This is a genomic window from Bradyrhizobium sp. JR4.1 (genome assembly GCF_040548605.1).
GTDB classification, from domain to species: Bacteria; Pseudomonadota; Alphaproteobacteria; order Rhizobiales; family Xanthobacteraceae; genus Bradyrhizobium; species Bradyrhizobium canariense.
The window spans coordinates 40,367-58,268 of sequence record NZ_JBEPRY010000025.1; the positions used below are offsets into that span (position 1 = coordinate 40,367).

The 17,902-nt window shown below is 64.9% G+C and carries 12 protein-coding genes; 4 read left to right on the forward strand and 8 right to left on the reverse strand.

Annotated elements, in window-relative coordinates:
- Positions 1 to 159: 159 nt before the first annotated feature.
- A complete protein-coding gene (locus ABIB90_RS33535) occupies positions 160 to 1,437 on the forward strand; it encodes an acyl-CoA dehydrogenase family protein (protein WP_354202215.1) in 1,278 nt (425 codons plus the stop codon).
- 137 nt (positions 1,438 to 1,574) lie between these two features.
- Here ABIB90_RS33535 and yghU read toward each other — a convergent pair whose 3' ends face one another.
- On the reverse strand, positions 1,575 to 2,456 hold the full coding sequence (gene yghU, locus ABIB90_RS33540) for a glutathione-dependent disulfide-bond oxidoreductase (protein WP_354202216.1): 882 nt from the start codon (positions 2,454 to 2,456) through the stop codon (positions 1,575 to 1,577).
- Between the two features lie 304 nt (positions 2,457 to 2,760).
- Between yghU and ABIB90_RS33545 the strand changes: the two genes are divergently transcribed.
- Complete coding sequence (locus ABIB90_RS33545) at positions 2,761 to 3,894, forward strand: nitronate monooxygenase (protein ID WP_354202217.1); 1,134 nt, start codon at positions 2,761 to 2,763, stop codon at positions 3,892 to 3,894.
- Between the two features lie 117 nt (positions 3,895 to 4,011).
- The gene (locus ABIB90_RS33550) at positions 4,012 to 5,529 is read left to right on the forward strand and encodes an acetyl-CoA acetyltransferase (protein ID WP_354202218.1); all 1,518 of its coding nucleotides are present in this window, start codon (positions 4,012 to 4,014) and stop codon (positions 5,527 to 5,529) included.
- 103 nt (positions 5,530 to 5,632) lie between these two features.
- Here the strand turns inward: ABIB90_RS33550 and ABIB90_RS33555 are convergent, their stop codons facing one another.
- The 7 genes from ABIB90_RS33555 to ltnD all read right to left on the reverse strand — a co-directional run bounded on the left by ABIB90_RS33555 (position 5,633) and on the right by ltnD (position 16,994).
- Entirely contained in the window at positions 5,633 to 6,835 is a 1,203-nt protein-coding gene (locus ABIB90_RS33555; protein WP_219682654.1) for an efflux RND transporter periplasmic adaptor subunit, read from the reverse strand.
- Positions 6,822 to 10,001 carry an efflux RND transporter permease subunit gene (locus tag ABIB90_RS33560; RefSeq protein ID WP_354202219.1) on the reverse strand — a complete coding sequence of 1,060 codons (3,180 nt, stop codon included), beginning with the start codon at positions 9,999 to 10,001 and terminating at the stop codon, positions 6,822 to 6,824. The genes ABIB90_RS33555 and ABIB90_RS33560 overlap by 14 nt, the downstream gene beginning before the upstream one ends.
- Before the next feature lie 164 nt (positions 10,002 to 10,165).
- Entirely contained in the window at positions 10,166 to 11,860 is a 1,695-nt protein-coding gene (locus ABIB90_RS33565; RefSeq protein ID WP_354202220.1) for a methyl-accepting chemotaxis protein, read from the reverse strand.
- A gap of 273 nt (positions 11,861 to 12,133) precedes the next feature.
- Positions 12,134 to 13,825, reverse strand: a complete 1,692-nt coding sequence (locus ABIB90_RS33570; RefSeq protein WP_354202221.1) for a methyl-accepting chemotaxis protein — start codon at positions 13,823 to 13,825, stop codon at positions 12,134 to 12,136.
- A gap of 168 nt (positions 13,826 to 13,993) precedes the next feature.
- Complete coding sequence (gene otnK, locus ABIB90_RS33575; protein ID WP_354202222.1) at positions 13,994 to 15,283, reverse strand: 3-oxo-tetronate kinase; 1,290 nt, start codon at positions 15,281 to 15,283, stop codon at positions 13,994 to 13,996.
- Positions 15,280 to 16,062: a 2-oxo-tetronate isomerase gene (gene otnI, locus ABIB90_RS33580; RefSeq protein ID WP_354202223.1), complete on the reverse strand. Its 783-nt coding sequence runs from the start codon at positions 16,060 to 16,062 to the stop codon at positions 15,280 to 15,282. The genes otnK and otnI overlap by 4 nt, the downstream gene beginning before the upstream one ends.
- 14 nt (positions 16,063 to 16,076) lie before the next feature.
- Positions 16,077 to 16,994, reverse strand: a complete 918-nt coding sequence (gene ltnD, locus ABIB90_RS33585) for an L-threonate dehydrogenase (RefSeq protein WP_354162905.1) — start codon at positions 16,992 to 16,994, stop codon at positions 16,077 to 16,079.
- 103 nt (positions 16,995 to 17,097) lie between these two features.
- Between ltnD and otnC the strand changes: the two genes are divergently transcribed.
- Positions 17,098 to 17,766 carry a 3-oxo-tetronate 4-phosphate decarboxylase gene (otnC, locus tag ABIB90_RS33590; protein WP_007593729.1) on the forward strand — a complete coding sequence of 223 codons (669 nt, stop codon included), beginning with the start codon at positions 17,098 to 17,100 and terminating at the stop codon, positions 17,764 to 17,766.
- Positions 17,767 to 17,902: the final 136 nt, after the last annotated feature.

A 17,902-nucleotide genomic window follows, 5' to 3' on the forward strand; every position in this document is an offset into this window, starting at 1 on the left:
GCAGCGCTCGCGGCAACCGTCCCATTCAAACAACATTTCAAACGCCCTGCGATATTCCATCGCATGGCATGGCTCGCTCTAGAAAATGCGCGCTCGCACTTTGCCGACGCTGCGACTATTCTCCGGCTCAACGCGATCTCAGCGACCCCGGGAGGAACAATGACAAGACACACCTATATTCCCCGCACCACCAACTACACCCTCAATCCCGGCGACGAGCTCAACGACCTCAGGATGTCGGACCAGGTCCGGCCGCTCTATGATCACGTCAGGAAGTTCATCCGCGACACCGTCGAACCGATGTCGATCGAATTCGCCAAGGCAGGCGAAGGGAAACAAGACCGCTGGAGCTTCACGCCGAAGCAGCTCGAGGTACTGGAGAAGGCCAAGAACAAGGCCAAGCAGGAAGGCCTCTGGAACTTCTTCCTGCCCGACGACGAGACCGGCCAGGGCCTGAAGAATCTCGACTACGCCTATATCGCATCCGAGCTCGGCAAGAGCCCGTTGGCCTCGGAGAGCATGAACTGCTCGGCGCCTGACACCGGCAACATGGAGGTGCTGGAGCGCGTCGGCACCAAGGAGCAGAAGGAGAAGTGGCTGAAGCCACTGATGAACGGCGAGATCCGCTCGGCCTATGTCATGACCGAGCCGAACGTCGCCTCCTCCGATGCCAAGAACATCTCGACCACCGCCAAGCTCGTCGGCGACGAATGGGTGATCAACGGCGAGAAGTATTACATCTCCGGCGTCGGCGATCCCCGCTGCAAGATCCTCATCGTGATGGTGAAGACCAATCCGGATGCGGCGCCGAGCAAGCAGCAGTCGCAGATCCTGGTGCCGCGCGACACGCCCGGCGTCGAGGTGCTCGGTCCCATGTATGTGTTCGGCCAGGACCACGCGCCGCGCGGCCACATGCACATGCGCTTTAACAACGTGCGCGTGCCCAAGGAGAACATTCTGCTCGGCGAAGGCCGCGGCTTCGAGATTTCGCAGCTTCGGCTAGGCCCGGGCCGCATCCATCACTGCATGCGCACCATCGGCAAGGCGGAGAAGGCGCTCGATTTGATGGTGCAGCGTGGCCTCACCCGTGAAGCCTTCGGCAAGAAGATCGCCCATCTCGGCGGCAATATGCAGATCATCGCGCAGGCGCGCTGCGAGATCGAGGCGATGCGGCTGATGGTGCTGAAGGCCGCCAAGGCCATGGACGTGCTCGGCAACAAGGAAGCTCGTGTCTGGGTCTCCATGGTCAAGGCCATGGTGCCGGAGCGCGCCTGCAAGATCATCGACCAGTCGATCCAGATGCACGGCGCCACCGGCATCTCGCACTGGACCCCTCTCGCCGAGATGTATCAGGACGTCCGCCACCTGCGCTTCGCGGATGGTCCGGACGAGGTGCACTGGATGGTGGTGGGACGCCACGAGCTGAGCATGGCGTGAGGTCTCGCCAAGCGCGGCCCTGCCGTAGGGTGGGTTAGCGAAGCGTAACCCACCACTGTTCGTCTCCGGGGAAGCGAAAGAGGTGGGTTACGCTAGCGCTAACCCACCCTACAATACTGCGATGTTCAGCGATGCGCCTACGACGCGGCAGCCTCGCCGACCTTGTCCTGCGTCTTGGTCTCGAAGTCGCTGGCGTCATGCCGCTCGTGCAGTTGGCTGGCGGGATCGCCGGAGACACGGTTGACCATGCGGCCGCGCTTGACGGCCGGACGCTTGGCGATCTGGTCGGTCCAGCGCTGCACGTGCTTGTAGTCCTGCACGGAGAGGAATTCGCCCGCGCCATAGACCAGCCCCTTGGCGAGCGCGCCGTACCAGGGCCACACCGCCATGTCGGCAATGCTGTAGTCGCTGCCGGCGAGATATTCGTTGTCGGCGAGCCGGCGGTCGAGCACGTCGAGCTGGCGCTTGGTCTCCATCGCGAAACGGTCGATGGCGTATTCGATCTTGGTCGGCGCGTAGGCGTAGAAGTGGCCGAAGCCACCGCCGAGATAGGGCGCGCTGCCCATCTGCCAGAACAGCCACGACATCGCTTCAGTGCGGCTCTTGATGTCCTTCGGCAGGAAGGCGCCGAACTTTTCGGCGAGGTAGAACAGGATCGAGCCGGACTCGAACACCCGGATCGGCTCCGGGCCGGAGCGGTCCATCAGCGCCGGGATCTTGGAATTCGGATTGATGTCGACAAAGCCGCTGCCGAACTGGTCGCCGTTGCCTATTCTGATCAGCCAAGCGTCGTATTCCGCGCCCTTGTGGCCGAGCGCCAGAAGCTCCTCCAGCATCACGGTGACCTTGACCCCGTTCGGCGTCGCCAGCGAATAGAGCTGGAAGGGATGCTTGCCGACCGGCAGCTCCTTGTCGTGAGTGGGACCGGCGATGGGACGGTTGATGCTGGCGAACTGCCCGCCGTTCTCCTTGTTCCAGGTCCAGACTTTGGGCGGCACGTAGGCGGGGGTGTCGGTCATGAGGGGGCTCCGGCGAAAAGATGCGTCTGCATTAATTAGCCCACGGACGGCCGATGGCAAGCCCTGCCGGCCCTGCGTCCGGCGCGGGCCTCGAGGCCGCGTCATGCATCCGACGTTGCCGAGGACGACCTGCACCAGAGGCCGCATCTGTCGAGCCATGCGTGCGGCTTCGCGTAACACGGCGTGTGCACGCAAGATGCGTCGCCAAATCCGGATTGGCATAGCGCAAGACGATGGTCTAGCGTCGATGAGCCTTCGCTCAAGATTGCGACAACAGCAACGCGAAGGCCCGCCGGAGGGAACGATGAAATCGCCGATCTGCGACATGCTGGGCATCGATTTCCCCCTGCTCGCCTTCAGCCATTGCCGCGATGTCGTCGCCGCCGTCAGCCGGGCCGGAGGCTTTGGCGTGTTAGGTGCCACCGTGCACACGCCGGATACGCTGGAGCGCGAGCTGAAATGGATCGACGATCACGTCGACGGCAAGCCCTACGGCGTCGACGTGCTGATCCCCGAAAACATCTCGACCTCGGGCGAAAAGGACGTCACCTGGAAGAGCCTTGAAGCGCGCGTGCCTCAGGAGCACCGCGACTACACGCGCAATCTCCTGAAGAAATTCGACATCGAACTCACGACCACCGAGGTCGCCGACAACCAGCCGCAGCCGTTCGATGGCAGGACCGCGCTAGAGCTGCTGGAGGTCTCGTTCAAGCACCCGATCCGCCTGATCGCCAATGCCTTGGGCGTGCCGCCGAAGGCCATGATCGAGATGGGCAGGAAGCACGGCGTGCCGGTCGCAGCACTGGTCGGCGCCAAGGAGCACGCGCTGCGCCAGGTCGCGGCCGGCGTCGATATCCTCGTGGTCCAGGGCACCGAGGCCGGCGGCCATTGCGGCGAGGTCTCGACCATGGTGCTGGTGCCCGAGGTGATCAAGGCGATCAAGAAGATCCGCGACGTGCCGGTGCTGGCGGCCGGCGGCATCATGACGGGACGGCAGATGGCAGCCTGCATGGCGATGGGTGCCGCAGGTGCCTGGACCGGCTCGGTGTGGCTTGCCACCGTCGAGTCCGAGACCACGGAGATCTTTCGCGAGAAGATGATCGCGGCATCGTCGCGCGATGCGATCCGCTCGAAGGGCCGCACCGGGAAACCGGCACGGCAGCTTCGCTCGGTCTGGACCGACGCCTGGGACCGCGCACCCGAGAGCCCCGGCGCATTGCCGATGCCGCTGCAGAGTGTCATCAGCCGCGACGCCTTCCACTCGATCGATCGTGCAGCTGCGAGCGGCAACGCGAAGGCGCGCGATCTCGTGAGTTACTTCGTCGGCCAGGGCGTCGGGCTGATCGACAGCGTAAAGTCGGCCGGCGCGGTGGTGCAGGAGTTCAAGGAAGAGTTCGCCGAAGCCGTCGAGCACATGAATGCGCTGGTCGCGGAGTGATTGCCACACACCGTCATTGCGAGCGCAGCGAAGCAATCCAGACTATCACCGCGGAAAGATCCTGGATTGCTTCGCTACGCTCGCAATGACGAAACAACTGACATCGTGAATTGAAGCATGACAGACCAGAAGAATACCCCCGAAGACCGCATCCCCGTCATCGTCGGCATCGGCGAGATCGTCGACCGCCCCAAGGAGATCACCGAGGGCCTCGAGCCGCTGGACCTGCTCGAACAGGCCTTGCTGCGCGCGGAAGCAGACGCCGGCGCAAAGCTGCTCGGGGAGGTGCAATCGCTCGACGTCGTCAACTTCCTGAGCTGGCGCTATCGCGATCCGGAGCAGTTGCTGGCGCAACGACTCGGCATCTCGCCCGCGCATTGCTATTACGGCCCCGTCGGCGGCGAGAGCCCGATCCGCTATATCCACGAGGCAGCAAAGCGCATTGCGCGCGGTGAATGCAGTGTTGCCGCTGTCTGCGGCGCGGAGGCACAGTCGACGGCGACCAAGGCGGAGCGCGCCGGCGCGAAGCTGCCATGGACGCCGTTCGCCCATGACGTCGAGGAGCCGAAACGCGGCGCAGCGTATCAGAAGCCGCTGGCGCAGAAGCTCGGGGTGTTCCGGCCCGTCACGGTGTATCCATTCTACGAGGCCGCCTCCTCGGCGTATTGGGACCAGACGCCGCGCGAAGCGATGGCGGAGTCAGGCGTGCTGTGGTCGCGCTATTCAGAAGCCGCCGCGCAAAATCCAAATGCCTGGCTGAAGCGGCGCTATGCGCCCGACGAAATCACGACGCCGACCGCGGACAACCGCCTGATCGCCTGGCCCTACAACAAGCTCATGGTTGCCAACCCTAGCGTCAACATGGGCGGCGCGCTGCTGCTCACCAGCCTCGCCAGGGCGCGTGCGGCAGGCATCGCCGAGGACAAGCTCGTCTACCCGCTCGGCGGCGCCTCGGCCGAGGAACCGCGCGACTATCTTTTGCGCGACCAGTTTTACGAGAGCCATTCGCAGAACGCCGTTTTGAAGGCCGTGATGGATCTCGCCGACGGCGACGGCAAGAATTTCGACGCGATCGAGCTCTATAGCTGCTTCCCGTGCGTGCCCAAAATGGCGCGGCGGACGCTGGGCCTGGGTGCGGACGTGCAGCCGACCGTAACAGGCGGCCTCACCTTCTTCGGGGCGCCGCTCAACACCTACATGACCCATGCGGCCTGCGCGATGGTGCGGCGCCTGCGCGACGGCGCCAAGCTCGGCCTGCTCTACGGCCAGGGCGGCTTCGTCACCAAGCATCATGCGCTGGTGGTGTCGAAGGCGCCGCCGCGTGAAGCATTGGCACAGGAGACGAGCGTGCAGGCGGCGGCGGACCGCAACAAGCGCGCGGTGCCGGAGTTCGTGACGGAGCCGAGCGGCATGGGCAAGGTCGAGAGCTCTACGGTGCTCTATGGCCGCAGTGGCGATGTCGAGCATGGCGTGGTGATGCTGCGCACGGAAGACGACAGGCGCACGCTGGCGCGGATTCCCGCGGGCGACACGGCGACGTTGGCGCAAGTGCTGAACATGGACCGCACGCCGGTGGGTTCGCTTGGCGAGATCACGATGGCCGCGGATGGCGTTCCGGAGTGGCGCGTGGCGTAGTCTCGTAGGGTGGGTTAGCCGAAGGCGTAACCCACCTCTTTTGCTTGCGCGGAGACGAACAGTGGTGAGTTACGCCTTCGGCTAACCCACCCTCAAACTCACCCTACCCCTTCGGCGCCTGCGTCTCCGACGCCGTCGCCGGCTTGCCCTTGGCACCAGTGCCGGTCACGCGGACCTGATCGCCGTCGGAAAGGCCGTCCGGTGGTGCCGTGATGACGCGGTCGTCCGCTGCAATTCCCGAGGCGAGCTCGATCTCGCGGCCGAGGTCGCGGGCGATGGTCACGGCCTTGAACAGGACCTTGTCGTCCGGACCGACGGTTGCGACGCGCAGGCCGCTGCCGTTGAAGATCAGCGCACTGGCGGGAATGCTGAGCGGCGCGGAGTCGCGCTGCAGGTTGAGCTTCACGCTGGCGTAGCCGCCCGGCATCAGCTCGCCCGAGGAATTGTCGAGACCAAGTTGCATGCGCGTCGTGCCGGAGGCGACGTCAACCGCCTGCGAGGAGGCTTCCACCGTCGCCTGGAAGGTCCGGTTCGGATACTCCGGCAGCACAATGGCGGCCTTGGCGCCGATCTTGATCGCGGGCACGTAGTTCTGGGGCACGTTGATGTAGACGCGCAGCTTGGTGATGTCGGAGACCACGAACATCGCCGGGCCCGAGCCGCCGCCCGAATTGATCAGCGCACCGACGTCGGTGTCGCGCGCCGTGACCACACCGTCAAACGGAGCGGTGATCTTCTTGTAACCGGCCAGCGCTTCGAGGCGCTCGACATTCGCCTGGCCCGAGCGAACCGCCGCGTTCTTGTTGGAGAGATCGGCGGTACGCTCGTCGATCTCCTGCGCGGAGACGAAGTTGGAGGCGACCAGCGTCTTGCGGCGGTTGAGGGTGGCTTCCGACAGCCTGGCACTGGACTGCTGGCTGGCGAGGTCGGCGCGGGCCTGAAGCAGTTGCTGGTCGAGGTCGGGCGCCTCGATCTCGGCGATCACCTGACCGGCCTTCACCCGCGCACCGATGTCGGCGCTCCAGCTCTTGAGATAGCCGGGAACGCGGGCAAAGATCGGCGCGCGATAATAGGCTTCGAGACGGCCCGGCAAGTCGATGGTCGTATTGAGAGCCTTGGCATTAGGCAGCGTCACCGCGACGCTCGGAACAGCCTGATCATCGGTCCATGCCTTCAGTTTGGAGCCCTGCTCCTCGCGCGCGCGGATGCCGGTGCCCACGACCAGGCCCGCCGCGATCAGCGCCACCACGCCGAAAATGCCCAGTTTCCGGTGCGACACCGGGGAGCGGGATTCAGTGGGCGACATGCGGAGTCTCCAAAGGGGCGGCGGCTTTGCCGCCTTGCTTCTTGTGTACCATACTGAACACCACGGGAACGAACATCAGCGTGGCGAAGGTTGCAAAGATCAGGCCGCCGATCACGGCGCGGCCGAGCGGCGCATTCTGCTCGCCACCCTCGCCGAGCCCCAGGGCCATGGGCGCCATGCCGATGATCATGGCGAGCGCGGTCATCAGCACCGGGCGGAACCGGACAAAGCCGGCTTCCAGCGCCGCGGCGATGGGATCGCCGAGCTCTTCGTAGCGCTCGCGCGCGAACGAGATTACGAGCACGCTGTTGGCGGTGGCAACGCCCATGCACATGATGGCGCCGGTCAGCGCCGGCACCGACAGCGTCGTCTCAGTGGCGAACAGCATCCAGACGATGCCGGCGAGTGCGGCGGGCAGCGCCGTGATGATCACGAACGGATCGGACCAGGACTGGAAGTTCACGACGATCAGGAAATAGATCAGGACGACCGCGCCGAGCAGGCCGAACAACAAGCCGGTGAAGGCGCTGTTCATGGTCTGCACCTGGCCGAGCAGCACCACGGAAGAGCCCTTCGGCACCTCCTTGGCGGTGTCGGCGATCACCTGGCGGATGTCGGTCGCGACCGCACCGAGATCGCGGCCCGAGGTGGTGGCGAAGATCTGCACCATCGACTGGATGTCGTATTGCGAGACCACCGCGCTCGAGGTCGAGCGCTTGATGTCGGCGATGCCGCCGAGGATCGGCGACTGCGAATTTCCGGCGGCCGTGATCGGCAGCGTCTGCAGCGCGCTGAGCGAATCCATCTGGTATTGCGGCGTCTGCATCACGATCGAATAGGACACGCCGTTATCAGGATTGAGGTAGTAGGTCGGCGCTACCTGCGAGGAGCCGGCAAGGTTGACCACGAGACTGTTGGTGACGTCGCGCTCGGTCAGGCCGACATATTGCGCGCGGGTGCGGTCGACGTCGATGTTGAAGGTCGGATTGTTCGGCGATTGCTGGATGCGCGCATCCGCGACGCCGGGAATCCTGCGGACCTTGGCCAGCAGATTGTTGGCATAAGCGAAGTTGGCGCTGAGATTGGCGCCGCGGATCTGCAGGTCGATCGGCGCCGGCGCGCCGAAGTTCAGGATCTGGCTGACGATGTCGGCCGGCAGGAAGGCGAAGCTGACGCCGGGCAACAGCCGCGGCAGTTGCTCACGCAGCACGCGCACATGCTCCTCGGTCGGCTTGTGGCCTTCCTTCAGCTTGATCTGGATGTCGCCATCCTGCGGGCCAATCACGCCGGTGTTGTTGTAGGTCATGTTGATGCCGGAGATCGGCATGCCGATGTTGTCGGTCAGCGTTTCGATCTCGCCCGGGATCAGCTTGCGGATCGCCTTCTGCACGTCGGCGAGCTGGTTCGCGGTCTCCTCCACGCGGGTGCCGACCTGGGTGCGGACGTGCATCAGGATGTTGCCGGCATCGACCGCCGGGAAGAAGTTGCGCCCGAGGAACGGCACCAGCGCGAACGACGCGCCGACCACGCAGAGGAAGCCGATCACGAACACCGGACGGTGCGCGAGCGCGAGCCCGAGGAAATTGTGGTAGCCGCCGCGAATGCGCTCGAAGCGGGCCTCGAAACCGCGCTGGAACCACACCAGCGGATTGCGCGACTTCGGCGGGCCGTCCTCGTGATGGACATGTGCCTGCAACAAGTAGTTCGCCATGGTCGGCACCAGCGTGCGCGACAGCAGGAACGACCAGATCATCGCGAACATCACCGCTTCCGCCATCGGCACGAACAGGAAGCGCGCCACGCCGGTGAGAAAGAACATCGGCACGAACACGATGCAGATGCAGAGCAGCGAGACGAAGGCCGGTGTCACGATCTGGTTGGCGCCGTCGAGGATCGACTGCTCGACCGGCTTGCCCTGCTCCAGATGGTAGTTGATGTTCTCGATCGTGACGGTGGCATCGTCGACGAGAATGCCGACCGCGAGCGCCAGGCCGCCGAGCGTCATGATGTTCAGCGTCTCGCCGATCGCCGACAGCATGATGATGGCGCCGAGCACGGAGAGCGGGATCGAGACCGCGATGATGACGGTCGAGCGCCAGCTGCCGAGGAACAGCAGGATCATGACGCTGGTGAGCAGCGCCGCGATCACGCCTTCAAACGCGACGCCTTCGATGGCGCCGCGGACGAATACCGACTGATCGCCGATGAAGCCGATCTTGAGCGCGTCCGGCAGCTGGTCCTTGACGTCGATCACCTTCTGCTTGATGCCGGCGATGATGTCGAGCGTCGAGGTCGCGCCCGCCTTCAGCACCATCATCAGCACCGAGCGGTTGCCGTCGACATGGACGATGTTGGTCTGCGGCGGATTGCCGTCCCGCACAGTCGCGACGTCGCGCACATAGACCATCGCGCCATTGACGGTCTTGATCGGCAGATTGCCGAGCTCGTCGATCTTCAGCGGCGAATTGTTGAGCTGGATGTTGTACTCGAAGGTGCCGATCTTCTGGGTGCCGACAGGCGTGATCAGGTTCTGCGCAGCCAGCGCATTGGCGACGTCCTGGCCGGACAGGCCGCGGGCCTGGAGCGCGGTGGGGTCGAGGTCGATCTGGATCTGGCGCTGCTTGCCGCCGAAGGGATACGGGATCGCAGCACCCGGCACGGTGACCAGCGGCGTGCGGAGCTGGTTGATGCCGATATCGGCGAGGTTCTGCTCGGTCAGCCCGTCACCCGACAGCGCCACCTGGACGATCGGCACGGTGGAGGCGGAGTAATTCAGGATCAGAGGCGGCGTCGCGCCCAGCGGCATCTGCTTGATCAGCGTCTGCGAGATCGCGGTGACCTGCGCATTGGCGGTGCGGATGTCGACGTTCGGCTGGAAGAAGATCTTGATGATGCCAAAGCCGTTATAGGAATTGGCGGTGATGTGCTCGATGTCGTTGACCGTCGTGGTCAGCGCGCGCTGAAACGGCGTGGTGATGCGGCCCGACATCTGGTCGGGCGGCAGGCCGGTGTACTGCCAGACCACGCCGATCACGGGAATGCGGATGTCCGGGAAGATGTCGGTCGGCGTCCGCAGCGCCGCCAGCGGTCCGATGATCAGGAGCAGGAGCGCGAGCACGACAAACGTGTAGGGCCGGCTCAGGGCAATACGGACCAGAGCAATCATTCGCCGGGAAATTCCAGGTCAAGCGAGGATACGGAATCCGCCCCCACGGGGATCCCTTCCTCCCTTTACCCGAGCACCGCCGGAAACACCAATCTCCGGCGGCTTCCTGCATTCACTTCCGTGCTACCGCACTGCGGAACACGCACTGCGGCCATGCGGCCGCCTCATGCGGCGCGGACCGAGTCCAGGAACTTGCCGACTTCGAGCTTGAGGCGGCTCGAGTCGCGCGACAGCATCTGGGCGGCCGACAACACTTGCGAGGACGCCGAGCCGGTTTCGGAAGCACCGTGCTGGACCTCGCCGACATTGGACGACACCTGCTGGGTGCCTTGGGCCGCCTGCTGCACGTTGCGAGCGATCTCCTGGGTCGCCGCACCCTGCTGCTCCACCGCCGCCGCAATCGCCGAGGAGATTTCCGACAGGCGGGCGATCGTGCCGCTGATCTCGCCGATGGCACCTACCGATTCCTGCGTGGCCGTCTGGATGCCGCCGATCTGCTGGCCGATTTCGCCGGTGGCCCTGGCCGTCTGCTCGGCGAGCGCCTTCACCTCCGAGGCAACGACCGCAAAGCCGCGGCCGGCTTCGCCGGCACGAGCCGCCTCGATCGTCGCATTCAGCGCCAGCAGATTTGTCTGACCTGCAATGGCGTTGATGAGCTCGACGACGTCGCCGATCCGGGACGCCGCCCGCGACAATTCGCTGACCCGTTCGGTGGTGGATTGCGCCTGGCTGACGGCCTCCCCGGCGATCCGGGCGGATTCCTGCACCTGCCGGCTGATCTCACGCACCGAGGAGGACATCTCTTCGGCGGCCGACGCCACTGAATGGACGTTGGTGGAGGCTTCTTCCGAGGCGGACGCGACCACCGTCGCCAATTCCTGCGCCCGACCGGCGGTCGAGGTCAGCGTCGAGGCCGACGCCTCGAGTTCGGTCGCCGCCGAGGACACGGTCTCGACGATTTCGCCGACCGCGGCCTCGAAGCCGTCGGCAAGCTTTGTCATGTCGGCCTTGCGCTGTCCCTCGGCACGGCGCTGCACCGCCTGCACCTCGTCGCGGCTGAAGCGGATGATCGTCTGCACGGTCTGGAGGTTGCGCAGCGCCTCGCCGATCTCGTCGTCACGTTGGATCAGGATGCGGTTGTCCAGCTTGTCCTGGACGAGGTTGACCAAGGTTTCGTTGAGCTGCTGCATAGGGCCTTGGACGGCGCGCATGGTCGTCAAGCCGGCGAAGCCGAGGACGGCAGCGCCGGCGACGGCCAGCAGCGCCAGGCTCAGGCTGGTCGTGCCGCCGGTCGAGAGCGCGCCGCCGATGCCAAGCCCAAGCACGAACAGCAGCTGCAGCGCCATCGTGGTGACCAGGCGCGCCTTCAGCGTTCTGGTGAAGATCGCAAAATGGTCGAGCAGCGAGCGGCGGCGGATGATGCCGGCGTCAACGCGATAACCATGCGGCTTCTTCTCGCGGATTGCAGCGTAGACCTCTTCGGCCAGCTTGCGCTGATCGGCCGGCAATCTGGTGCGGATCGACGTAAAGCCCGTGACCTGGCCGTTCTCGCGAATGGGCGATGCCGTCGCCAGCACCCAGTAGAAATCGCCGTTCTTGCGGCGGTTCTTCACCGCGCCGAGCCACGGCTTGCCGGCCTTCAGCGTGTCCCAGAGATTGTCGAATGCCTCCGGCGGCATGTCGGGGTGACGGACGATGTTGTGCGGCTGGCCCATCAGCTCCGCGGACGTGAAGCCGGCTGCAGCAAGGAAGTCGTCATTGAAGTAGGTGAGCTTGCCCTTGAGGTCAGTCCGGGAGACGATCAGCGTCTCATCGCTGACGGAATATTCGACATCGGTGACGGGTAAGTTCTTGCGCATGCGAGCCCCAAAAGTTGGATGAAATGAGCGGCGATTCCAATCAGGGCTGCTACCGGCGGTCCTTGTGACCATTCTCGTAAGCCGAATTTAACTATCGATGAAGGAGGCAACCCGTCCACTTCCGCGGAACCCACATGATGGTACCTGCTACCGACATCAGGCTACCGGCGCTCGAAAAAAAAGAGCGGCGCTTGAGGCGCCGCTCGTTCGTCAATGGATTTTGACGCGGGAGTTTACACCTCGCGCGTCCGTCGTTACGCCGCGCGGACGTAGCTACGCCGCGCGAACGTTGGTCAGGAACTTGCTGACCTCGGTCTTGAGCCGGCCCGAGTCGTTGGACAGCATCTGTGCCGCCGACAGAACCTGCGAGGAGGCCGTGCCGGTCTCGGTTGCGCCGCGCTGCACGTCGGTGATGTTGGATGAGACCTGCTGGGTGCCCTGCGCCGCCTGCTGGACGTTGCGGGCGATCTCCTGGGTCGCGGCGCCCTGCTCTTCCACGGCCGCCGCGATCGCCGAGGAAATCTCCGACAGACGCTCGATGGTCGACGAGATCTCCTTGATGGCGCCGACCGAGTCGTTGGTCGCCGCCTGGATGCCGGAGATCTGCTGGCCGATTTCACCGGTCGCCTTCGCGGTCTGCTCGGCGAGCGCCTTCACCTCGGAGGCGACGACCGCAAAGCCGCGGCCGGCTTCGCCGGCACGTGCGGCTTCGATGGTCGCATTCAGCGCCAGCAGGTTGGTCTGGCCGGCGATGGTGTTGATGAGCTCAACGACGTCGCCGATGCGCGAAGCCGCCTTCGAGAGTTCGCTGACGCGCTCGGTGGTGGAGCGCGCCTGGCCGACGGCATCGCCCGCCATCCGCGCCGATTCCTGCACCTGGCGGCTGATCTCGCTTACCGATGAAGCCATCTCCTCGGTCGCCGAGGCGACCGACTGCACGTTGGTCGAGGCTTCCTCCGACGCTCCGGCAACCGTGGTCGCCAGCCGCTGGGAGCGGTCGGCGGTCGAGGTCAGCGTCGAGGCGGAGGCCTCCAACTGGGTCGAGGCCGACGACACGGTCTGGACAATCTCGCCGATCATCGTTTCGAAATCGCGGGTGATGTTGTCGACGCGGCGGCCGCGCTCGATCTTGGCTTCGGCATCGGCCGCGGCGGCTTCGTCGGCGGCCTTCTTGGCGATCAGCGCTTCCTTGAAGATCTGGAGCACGTCGGCCATGGCGCCGATCTCGGTCTTCTCACCGCGATGCGGAACCTCGGCGGAAAGCTCGCCCTTGCCCAGCGCCTGCATCGGCTCGATGATCGAGTTGATGCCGCTGGAGACGTCCCGGACCAGGTAGAAGCCGACGCCGATCCCGACGACGACGGCCGCGCCGAGGATGATCGAGACCAGCATGAAGGCATAATTGTAGCTATCCGCAGCGTCCTGCGCGGCCTGGTCTCCGCCCTTGGTATTGAGCTCGATGTCCTTCGTCAGGATCGCGTCCGCCTCGAGACCGATCTTGTTGACCGTCTTGGTGTTCAGCTCCTGGGCCTCATGCGGGACCTTGCCGGCCTCCTTGCGCGAGAGCGCCATGACGTCTTCGGTGCCCTTCTTATAGTCGTCCCAGAGCTTGGCCCAATCGTTGTAGAGCTTCCGTTCCTCCGGAGAGGTGATCATCGGCTCGTAGCTCTTGCGCGCCTTGGCCAGTGCCTCGATGACGGTGCCGGCCGTCTTCTCGTTGGCGAGCTTGTCTTCAAGGGTTTCCGACAGCATGTGCTGACGAACCACGTTGCGGTAGGTGATGACTGATGCCCGGAGCTCGCCCAGCACCCGCACGCTGGGCATCCAGCTCGTCGTGATTTCGGTGGTATTGGCATTCATCGACCGCATCTTCATGACGGCGAGCAGACCCATGCCGGCCATCGCGACCAGCAGGAACGCCACGACACTGATGATCTTGGCGCGAATGGAAATGGTGGCGAGCATAATCGGGTCTCTTTGTGCTGGCGCGGCGGCGCGTCCGGAATTTTACGAATCAACCAAAAGGAGCAGTACCGAAATCAAACACCAGAGCACCTGAGCAGATGTTAATAACGACTCCGCACGAGTACCGAGCCTGAAACAAATGAACAGGCAGCTAAGAATGCCCTGCGCTCAGCGCATGAGCCCAAGCGCGTCGGAGAAAAACTCCGCGCCGCCGAAATTTCCGGACTTCAAGGCGAGCAACATGTCGCCTTTTTCAGCACCGACTGCACGCAGCACCGGGACGCCGGCTGCGATCTCTACTCCCACGAGAAATCCGGGAATCTTCAACCGGTCGACCACGGCGCCGGATGTCTCCCCGCCGGCGACGACCAGGCGCTTCACCCCGCCCAGCACCAGACCCTCGGCGATATCGGCCATCGCCTGCTCGATGGCGTGACCGGCCGCGTCGCGACCATGGCGCGCCTGGAGCGCGGCGACCTGATCCGGCGTCGAGCTCGATGCGATCAGGACCGGACCGTCGGCCAGTCGCGGTTTCGCCCAGGCCAGCGCGCGCTGCGCCTCGTCCTCGCCCGTAGTAATACGGCCCGGATCGAGATGCAGCACCGGCATGACACGCTCGGCATTGGCAACCTGCTGAAGCGTCGCCTGCGAGCAGCTTCCGGCAAGGCACGCCGCCGATCCGCCGACCGCCGCCCCCGCCTCGCTGCTCGCCGCTGTCGATGTGACCTTGCCTGTCGCCACCAGCGCCCGCGCCAGCCCAAGGCCCATGCCGGAGGCGCCGACCGACAGCCGATGCTGGACAGCGACGAGGCCGATGGTCTCAAGGTCGCGGTCGAACACGGCGTCGATGATCGCCGCGCCAATGCCCTTGCCCGCAAGTTCGGCGAGCCGCGTCCGCACGGCATCCGCGCCGCGCGTGACGGTGGCGAGATCGACCAGGCCGATTTGCGTTTTGCTCTGGCGCGCCAGCACGCGCACCAGGTTGGAATCGTGCATCGGATTGAGCGGATGGTCCTTCAGCGGGCTCTCGTTCAACGGCACGGCGCCGACAAACAGATTGCCCTGGTAGACGGTGCGGCCGGTCTCCGGGAAGGCCGGCGTCACCAGCACGGTCGCCTCGCCGCAATCGGCGCGCAGCGCGTCCATCACGGGGCCGATATTGCCCGCATCAGTGGAATCGAAGGTCGAGCAGATCTTGAACAGCACGTGGCCGGCGCCACGGCCGCGCAGCCATTTGTCAGCCGCGCGCGAGCGCGACACGGCAAGGCCGGCCTCGATCGAGCGGCTCTTCAAGGACACCACGACAGCGTCGACTTCGGGCAGCGCGAGATCGTCCGCGGGCACGCCGATGGTCTGCACCGTGCGCAGGCCGGCGCGCGTCAGCGTGTTGGCGAGGTCGGAGGCGCCGGTGTAGTCGTCGGCAATGCAGCCAAGAGATATTTTCGCTGCAAGTGTCACGGCTTCACTCCCGCATAAGGCCTGAACCAGGCAAGGCCGTCGGTGGTCTTGCCGCGCGGATTATATTCGCAGCCGACGAAGCCGGCATAGCCGAGCCGGTCGAGTTCGTCGAACAGGAACGGATAGTTCAGCTCCTCGCCGTCAGGCTCGTTGCGCGAGGGGATGCTGGCGATCTGAATGTGGCCGATCACCGGCATCATCTCGCGCAGCCGCATCGTGACGTCGCCATGGATGATCTGGCAGTGATAGATGTCGAACTGGAGTTTCAGGTTCGGAAGCCGCAGCTCCTGGATCAGGTCGCGCGCGAAGCCGAAATCGTTGAGGAAATAGCCGGGCACGTTGCGCGCATTGATCGGCTCGAGCACGATGTCGATGCCGTGCGGCGCGAAGAACTCGGCGGCCCACGTCACCGATTTGTAGAACGCCTCGATCGCGACGCGCTCGCCGCGGTTGGCGATGCCCGCCATCAAATGCAGCCGCTTGACGCCGGTCGCCTTGGCGTAGGGCAGCGCGGTCTCCAGGCTCGCCTTGAGCTCGGGGAATCGCGACGGAAGTGCCGCAAAACCCTTCTCGCCGGCATTCCAGTCGCCCGGCGGCAGGTTGAACAGCGCCTGGGTCAAGCCGTTGCGCTTGAGCCGCTCGCCGACCGCCTCGGCCGGATGCTCATAGGGAAAGAGAAACTCGACGGCGGTGAAGCCGGCTGCCGCGGCGGCGTCGAAGCGGTCGGGGAACGGCACCTCGGTGAACATCATCGAGAGATTGGCGGCAAAACGGGGCATGGGAATCCTCTTGTCTATTTGTCGCCGGGCAGCTTGACGCCGGTGACCTGCGCATACATCCGCGCTACCGACGCATCATCGTCGCGGCCCATGCCGGCGGCTGATGTCATCAAGAACATCTGGAGCGCTGCGGCGGAGACCGGGACCGGGAATCTGGCACTGCGCGCCATGTCCTGGATAATGCCGAGGTCCTTGACGAAGATCTCGACCGCACTGCGCGGCGTGTAATCGCCGTCGAGCACGTGCGGCATGCGGTTCTCGAACATCCAGGAGTTTCCGGCGGACGCCGTGATCACCTCATAGACCTTGCGGATATCGAGACCCTGCTTGGCCGCGAACGCGATCGCCTCGCTGGCGGCGGCGATATGAACGCCGGCGAGCAACTGGTTGATCATCTTGAAGGCGGCGCCCTGGCCTGCGGCATCGCCGAGCTCGTAGAGCTTTGCGGCCATGGCATCGAGCGCGGGCCGCGCCTTCTCAAACGCAGCCGGACTGCCGGAAGCGAGAATTGTCAGCTCGCCCTGCGCTGCGCGCTGCGCCCCGCCGGAGATCGGCGCATCCAGATAGTGCCGGCCGGTCGCCTCCAACTGCTTGGCGAGACGCCGCGCCACGTCGGGATCCATGGTCGCCGACGACAGGAAGACGCTGTCCTTGGCCATGGTTTCGGCGACGCCATCCTTGCCGAACAGGATCGTCTCGGTCTGCGCCGCATTGACGACGACGCTGACGACGATGTCGGCGCCCTTGGCAGCTTCAGCCGGCGTCTTGGCGCCGGCGCCGCCCTCCGTCACGAAACGCGCGACCGCATCAGCCGAGACGTCGCAGCCGGTGACGACATGACCGGCGCGCTTCAGCGAGGTCGCCATGCCAGACCCCATCGAGCCGAGCCCGATGACGGCGATGCGCTGATTCTGTGACGTGGAGGCGGACATACAACTGATCCTTGCGACGTTTCCCGGAGGGCCGCCCTTTGCGGCAGCTTGGCAACGGAATAACACGGCTTGGCCGCGCTGCCAAAGCGTGAGACAAACGGACATGACGGCCATGAGCAACGAGACATTGCTGCGCGAAGACATTTGCCGCTTCGGACGGTCCCTGTTCGAACGTGGGCTGACGCCCGGCTCCTCCGGCAATATCAGCGTCAGGCTGGATGGCGGCGGCTGGCTGGTGACGCCGACCAATGCCTCGCTCGGCTTCCTCGATCCCGCAAAATTGTCGCGGCTGGACGATCAGGGCCGACTGGTTTCGGGCGATGCGCCGACCAAGGAAGTTCCGCTGCACAATGCGCTCTACGCCACGCGCGGGAGCGCAAGAGCGATCGTGCACCTGCATTCCACCCATTCTGTCGCGCTGTCGATGCTCCCGGAGATCGACCCGCGCGCCGCGCTGCCGCCGATGACGGCCTATTATCTGATGAAATGCGGCGCCACCGCGCTCGTGCCCTATTACCGCCCCGGCGATCCCGCGGTCGCCGATGCGATCAGAGGGCTGGCGGGGAAATACTCATCCGTGCTGCTCGCCAATCACGGCCCGGTCGTCGCGGGCGACACGCTGGAGGCAGCCGTGTTCGCGACGGAGGAGCTGGAGGAGACGGCGAAGCTGTATCTGATGCTGCGCGGGATGAACCCGCGGTATTTGTCGCCGGAGCAGGTGAACGATCTGGGGAAGGTGTTTGGGCTGATGCTGCCGGAGCACGGGCATTAGGCTCGGCTCTAACCTCGTCATTGCGAGCGCAGCGAAGCAATCCAGAGATTTTCCGCGGAGGGATTCTGGATTGCTTCGCTGCGCTCGCAATGACGGTTGGCGCTACAGCCCCCGCAATCGTAGCCCGTATGAGCGC

What these genes read in the sequence shown, in the direction of transcription:
- ABIB90_RS33555 (WP_219682654.1), bottom strand. Translation starts at nt 6,835, where the DNA reads ATGTCGCCCACTGAATCCCGCTCCCCGGTGTCGCACCGGAAACTGGGC.
- ABIB90_RS33560 (WP_354202219.1), bottom strand. Translation starts at nt 10,001, where the DNA reads ATGATTGCTCTGGTCCGTATTGCCCTGAGCCGGCCCTACACGTTTGTC.
- ltnD (WP_354162905.1), bottom strand. Translation starts at nt 16,994, where the DNA reads ATGTCCGCCTCCACGTCACAGAATCAGCGCATCGCCGTCATCGGGCTC.
- ABIB90_RS33565 (WP_354202220.1), bottom strand. Translation starts at nt 11,860, where the DNA reads ATGCGCAAGAACTTACCCGTCACCGATGTCGAATATTCCGTCAGCGAT.
- ABIB90_RS33570 (WP_354202221.1), bottom strand. Translation starts at nt 13,825, where the DNA reads ATGCTCGCCACCATTTCCATTCGCGCCAAGATCATCAGTGTCGTGGCG.
- ABIB90_RS33550 (WP_354202218.1), top strand. Translation starts at nt 4,012, where the DNA reads ATGACAGACCAGAAGAATACCCCCGAAGACCGCATCCCCGTCATCGTC.
- otnI (WP_354202223.1), bottom strand. Translation starts at nt 16,062, where the DNA reads ATGCCCCGTTTTGCCGCCAATCTCTCGATGATGTTCACCGAGGTGCCG.
- ABIB90_RS33535 (WP_354202215.1), top strand. Translation starts at nt 160, where the DNA reads ATGACAAGACACACCTATATTCCCCGCACCACCAACTACACCCTCAAT.
- otnC (WP_007593729.1), top strand. Translation starts at nt 17,098, where the DNA reads ATGACGGCCATGAGCAACGAGACATTGCTGCGCGAAGACATTTGCCGC.
- ABIB90_RS33545 (WP_354202217.1), top strand. Translation starts at nt 2,761, where the DNA reads ATGAAATCGCCGATCTGCGACATGCTGGGCATCGATTTCCCCCTGCTC.
- yghU (WP_354202216.1), bottom strand. Translation starts at nt 2,456, where the DNA reads ATGACCGACACCCCCGCCTACGTGCCGCCCAAAGTCTGGACCTGGAAC.